This window comes from Acidobacteriota bacterium, assembly GCA_026707545.1.
Taxonomy (GTDB): Bacteria; Acidobacteriota; Thermoanaerobaculia; order Multivoradales; family Multivoraceae; genus Multivorans.
This window is the reverse complement of record JAPOWR010000007.1, coordinates 1-5,690: the sequence shown is the minus strand read 5'-3', so window position 1 is coordinate 5,690 and position 5,690 is coordinate 1. Positions and strand designations below refer to the sequence as shown.

Genomic DNA, 5,690 nt, shown 5'->3' with positions numbered 1-5,690 from the left:
CCGGTAGTAGAGCCGTCCCTGGCCTTCCTTCTGCAGAGTCAGGGGAAGGTCGCCGTCGGTCTCATCCGCGCTTGTCTGGAGGTACTGCATCGGGAGGCCGAGAGCGACGTTCTCGGTTGAGCGGCCCTCGAAGGCATGGCCGCCCGCGTACCGCTCGCCCAGCCAGATGCGGGCGACGAAGTCGGGCGTCTGTGACTCGAAGGCGTTGAAGTAGCGGTCCAGCGCCAGGAGCACCCAGAGGTTTTCCTGCGTATTGCTCCAGCGGCCTGCGGTGCGGTGCCCCAGCAGCCCGCGCGCCAGCTTTGTAATCAGGTCGCGGTCGGGCTGGTCGACGACGAGCGCCTCCAACAGGACGGCGTCGGCGCGGCGGCTGGAATGGAGCAGAAGGTATGCGCCGTCGCCGTAGCCGGAGGCGACCGTGGCCGCGCCGGCGGTCTCCGTCACGCGGTTGTTGAGGAAGCGCCGCATCTCTGCGACCGTCCGGTGGGAGGCCGGATCGTCGCTGAGCACGAAGAGAAGCCAGCCGACGCTTTCAAGCGAGAGGTTTTCCAAACCGGCTTCGTTGATCAGCCTTCTTGCCTTGGATGGATCATCGTCGTCCAGCAGTTTGCGCACATAGAGGGCGTAGGAGGAAAGACCGCGACGGACGCCGGCCCCGTACCAGGAGGGGAAGTGGTCCTCGATGGTGCGCAGATAGTCAAGCGAGCGGCTCAGCATGTCTTCGGGAACCGCGTAGCCCTTCAACCGGGCGCGGGCCAGGGCATGGGCGACGTGGACGCTGTGATAGGGCCAGACTTCGCCGCCGCGCCGCCAGATGGGAAAGCCGCCGCCGTCGTCCTGTAGGGCCTGCAGCGTCTGCAGATCGCTGTCCATCATTATCTCGATCTCGGCGGGCGTCGGCAGCCCCTCCGCGTCGAACGCCGTCAATACGTCGCGCAGCGCGGCCACGCCGAGGATGCGGGAGGCGATCTGCTCGGAGCATTCGTAGGGGTAGCGCACGAGATAGATGAAGGCGTCGGTCAGCGCCTGCAGCGCGGTTGAGGAGATCGTTACTTCCAGGCCGCCGTAGCTCGGGACTGCATCAGTCGGTGGCCGCAAAGTCTGCAGCAACGCGCCGCTGGCGTCGATCTCACCGTAGACGGCAAAGGCCTCGGTGGTTGCGGGTGTGAAGACCGGCAGGTCGATCTCGGCCGCGTCGGCGATCGCAGGCTGATTGGCGGCGACCGCGGCAAACTGGAAACGGGCCGTGCCTGCGCCGGCGGTCTGTGTTGGAAAGCGTACCTCGACCCGGTCGTTGGCGGGCACCTCCAGCGCGTAGCCGACCGCTTCACTCCCGCCGCTTTCCGCCACCAAATCGGCGTTGGTCGCGCGGACGACCACGTGTGTCACCATCGCCGCGTCGGTCTGGTTTTGCAGCACGACCGGCAGTTCGAAGCTGTCGCCGAAGTTGAGGAAACGGGGCGCGGAAGGGCGTACCATCAGCGGCAGCCGCGCGGTGAGGTTGGACGCGGCGCTGCCGAAGAACTTGCCGCCGGCCACGGCCACCACCATGACGCGATAGCGGGTGAGGTTGTCGGGCAGAGTGACGGAAACGCTGGCCTGCCCGTCGGCGTCGGTACGTACATCGGGCGCGAAGAGGGCGAGCGGGTCGTAGTTCAGCCTGACGCGAATCGCCTCGCCGCCGCCGTCGGTGTCCATCGACTCTTCGGCCATGTCATCACCCATTGCCATCTCCGCCATGGCCGGGGCCGACGCCTCGAGCGCAAACGTCTGCCTTAGCATTTCGGGACGCGGTTGTTGCGGTTGCGGCGTACCCGTTGGCGCGGGTGTTGCCCCCGGCAGCGCCTGCGGACTCGCCAGCACCAGGTCGGCGCGACTGTGGTGGTCGCCGACCCCGCGGCCGCGATCGCTGTAAAAGACGCTTACGGGGTCGAGCAGCTGATAGCCGGTCAGGGCCAGGACCGCCTCATCCACGACGACGACGGCGAATTCGGCGCCGGCCACCGGCGCGCCGTTTGCATCCCGCACCGATACGTCGATTGTTGTCTCGGCGCCGGGCTCCAGTTTCAGCGCACGCGGGGTCGCGTCGACCTGCAGTGTGCGGCTCAGGGGCGGAATCGACAGGTTGAGCCGGCCGCGCGCGTAGGCGGGGCGGCGGGGCGCGGCAGGAAGCTCATTGCCCGCGCCATCGACGCGCACGGCTGACCCGACCAGGTTGACCTGCACGTGAATGTTGGGCGCGTACTGCTCCTCGATCGGTACGTGCAAGGTGTGGGTCGGGCCGTCCATCGTGAAGCGCTGGCTGGAAACGAGACCGTCGCGGCGCAGGGTGACAAGGCCTTCGGCGGGGAAGAAGGGCGCCTGCACCAGGATTTGGGCGGTCTCCCCCGGCGCGTACGCCTCGCCGTCGGGGATGAGCTGCAGCTCTTCCCGCTCCACGTTGCCGCTCGGCGGCCGCTGACCGCCGCTCACCCAGCGAATCAACTCGGTGCGGTTGCGACGACCGGCTTCGTCAGTAACGGTGGCGGTGATGCGGTACTCGCCGCCAAGCGGCGTTTCAAAACCGCAGGCGGCAAAGTTGTGTTCACTGTCGTCTGGCGCAGCCGCGGCGGTTGTTTCTACCGTGCACTCCTGCGCCTCCTTTTCGATCTCCCGCCATCCGCCTTCACGGTAGACCCAGCCCAGCCGCGCGGCGCGCACGACCGCGCCATGGCCCGCGACCGCATTGCCGTCGATGTCGGTGACGACGACTTCAACCGAGAGCGGCTCGCCCTGCTCGACGAAGTAGCGCTTGGTACGCAGGCCGACGTAGAGGTCGGCCGGATGCAGGAGCAGGCCGGCGCCGCTGCTCCACGCCTGCCGGTTCACGTCGAACACGGTCGCGCGGGCGTTGACGTGGACCGGAAAGGGCCGCACGTTCTCCCGGCCGGGCAGATCGGAGCCGTTCCCGGCGTTTGCGCCGGTCAGAAAGTCGATGCGCAGGCTGTGCTCGCCGGCGGCGCCGGTGCGCGCGGTGAAGGCGGCGCGGCCGAGGTAAGCGAACTCGTCGTCATAGCCCCACCACGGCAGCCACTTGCCGAAGATGAAGCCGGACCAGTTGGGCGGCTCGTAGGCGCCTGACGTCGCCTCGACCTCCCAGGTCACTTCGGCGTTCGGCAGCGGGCCGCCGGCAAAGTAGCCGGCGCTGACGGTCGCGAGCGCGCGACCGCCGGCGACGTGGGGGCCTTCGCTGACACGGGCGCTGACTTCGAACTCAGGGCGGCGAAACTCCTGGATCTGGAACCCGTGGTAGTGGCGGGCTTCGTCCGCGGCGGGGAAGCCGGCGGCCGGTTCCAACTCGATCCAGGCGTTTCCCAGGTTGACGTTTTCGGGCAGGTCGAACTGGAAATGAAAACCACCGAGCGCGTTGAGGGGTACGGAGCCGGCGTCGATGCGATTGTTCGACTCGTCACGCACAACATAGCTGAGCCGGTCCGGGCCGCCTTGGCGGACCAGGCTCACGTCGCCCTCCGGGCTGCGTTCGATCAGGCGCAACCAGCCCTTGACGCTGACGGTCTCGCCCGGACGGTAGATCTTGCGGTCGTCGAAGACGTAGTAGCGGGCTTCGGCGGCTGCGTCCCGCCGCCGCCAGCCGTTCCAGCCGCTCTCGGTGCGGTAGAATTCGTAACGGTTTTCGGGCAGAAATGCCGTGTCATCGCCGGCGCGTGCGATGAGCAGCTGCGCGCTGTCTTGCGGGAGCGACAACAGGGCAGAACCGGTCTCGTCGGTCGTGCCGTGCAGCTCCTGGGGCCAGAGGGTCACGCGCACGCCCGGCAGCGGTGCGCCGTCGGCCAGTCGGTTTGTCCAGACGTAGATCTCATCATCATCGACGAAGGCGTCCAGGCCGATTCCGGTCACCTGAACCCAGCTGACGACGCGCATTTCCCGTAGCCGTTGGTTGAAGAGAGAAGCGAGCAAACCGCTCTGCGGCTCGACGTAGAGGATGAGGTGGCCGGTTTCGCCGTCGAGGGCGGCGGCGAGATCGATGTTCGTCTCCAGCACTGCGTCGGCCTGGGAGTCCAGCTGCAGCGTGCGCTGCATGACAAGCTCCCCTGGTGGATCCTGCCGGTCATCGTTGCGGTGGTCATGGCGCCAAAGGAGATAGTCGACGTACTGCTCCGCGGCAACGCGAAAGGCGCGCACCTTGACCGCGTTGAGGTTGAGCGTGTAGATCGGGAAAACGGGCCTGGCATACGGGTCCAGGGTTGTAATCGGGCCGCCGGCCTTGGCGGTCAGGAAGGCCTCGGCCGGGCCGACCTCGAACCGCACCTGCAGTTCCGCAGCCAGCGTCTGGTCGAAGCGGTCGGTCAGTTCGGCGTCCAGGGTGACAGTGTAGGTCGTGTTGCCGCGCGTGATTGCCTGAATCCAGATTTCGTGGTCGTAGACCTCGTAGGAGACGGCGGCAGGTTCCGGTTCGACGGAGATGAGGGCAGGGTCGAATCTTACGAAGTCGACGGGATTGTTGAAGCGCAGAAGCCAGGGCTCGCCGGGCTGACAGCGGCTGCCGTCTGACCAGCCGCACCGATGTTGCCGCAGCGCGAACGGGCCGGGCGTATGGAAGCTGTAGCTCTGAGGGCGCGCGCTGACGAGCGGGCCCTCGAGGGAGGGCGTGCCCGTGCCGAAGGTGACTGTGACGGTCGCGTCGCGCGGGAGAGGCTCCACGGCGACGAAAGCCAGCCAGCGGTCGGGAGGGGCTGCCGCAGCCAGGCGTTGAACCCGCGTGTCGGCAGCGATCTCATCTTCGGTCGCCAAGCGCAGCGCGTAGCTGACGCCGCGGGCAGTCACCTGCGCGTGCTCGAGGACGGCCGCAGGGTCGATTCTCTGGTCGAAAGATGCATAGAAGACAGGCGCCACACCGAGAGAACGGCTGGTGGGATGCGCCAACTGCAGCGTGGGCGGCGGCGTGCGGAAGGTCCAGCTGACGGGCTCGGCCAGTTTCCGGCCGCCGGCAGATTGTGTGCCCGCTGGGATTTGGACCGTGTACTCGGTCGCCATGGGCATGCGAGCGGGGCCTGCGGCGCCGGCCTCGAAAAAGAGCGTCTGCGCGCCCACCCAGCGCCAGCGGCCCGGCGGTTCGGGGGACAGCCTGACCGGTACCTCCTCACGGGCCAGTTCGCGGTGGCTGGTTAGAGGGACCATCGGCTGGTTGAAGGTGATACTCAGCTGGGGGGCCAGCGGCGCGTCTCCCTCGGGCGAATAGCGCAAAACGGCCAGAGGCGCGTCGGCAAGGGCATCGGGCAGGGAAGCGGCCTGCGGCGGCGGGAAGGGCAGCTCCACTTCGACGCCGGGCCGGGGGGGCGGGAGGACCTGGTGGGGCAGGCGCACCTGCTCGACGTCGCCCTCCTGCTCTTGAACGGGCGGCAGGCGGCTCAGCAGAGTCCGGACCTGTTCCGGCGTGAGCGGTTTCGTCTGCGCGAGGGGCGGACGCGCTTCGCCGGCGTCCCAATCGGGCCCGCCCTCGCTGAGGACAAAGGGCGGAGAGAGCGAGTCTTCGAGAGGCGGCCACTCGCCCTCGAAATAGTCGTCGACTTCATATTCGGACGGTTCAATCTCGACATCTATCTCGGATGGACCATCGCTAACCGCGCTCAGGCCGCCGCCTGATCCATTTCGGGCGCAGCTCAGGGCCGCCAACGCCGGTAGTATGAGCA

General features: G+C 67.6%; 1 protein-coding gene. It reads right to left on the bottom strand.

The features are described from left to right. Positions 1 to 5,673 (bottom strand): MG2 domain-containing protein (locus OXG83_18160; protein ID MCY3966940.1); only part of this gene is annotated, 5,673 nt, incomplete at its 3' end. Between the last annotated feature and the right edge of the window lie 17 nt (positions 5,674 to 5,690).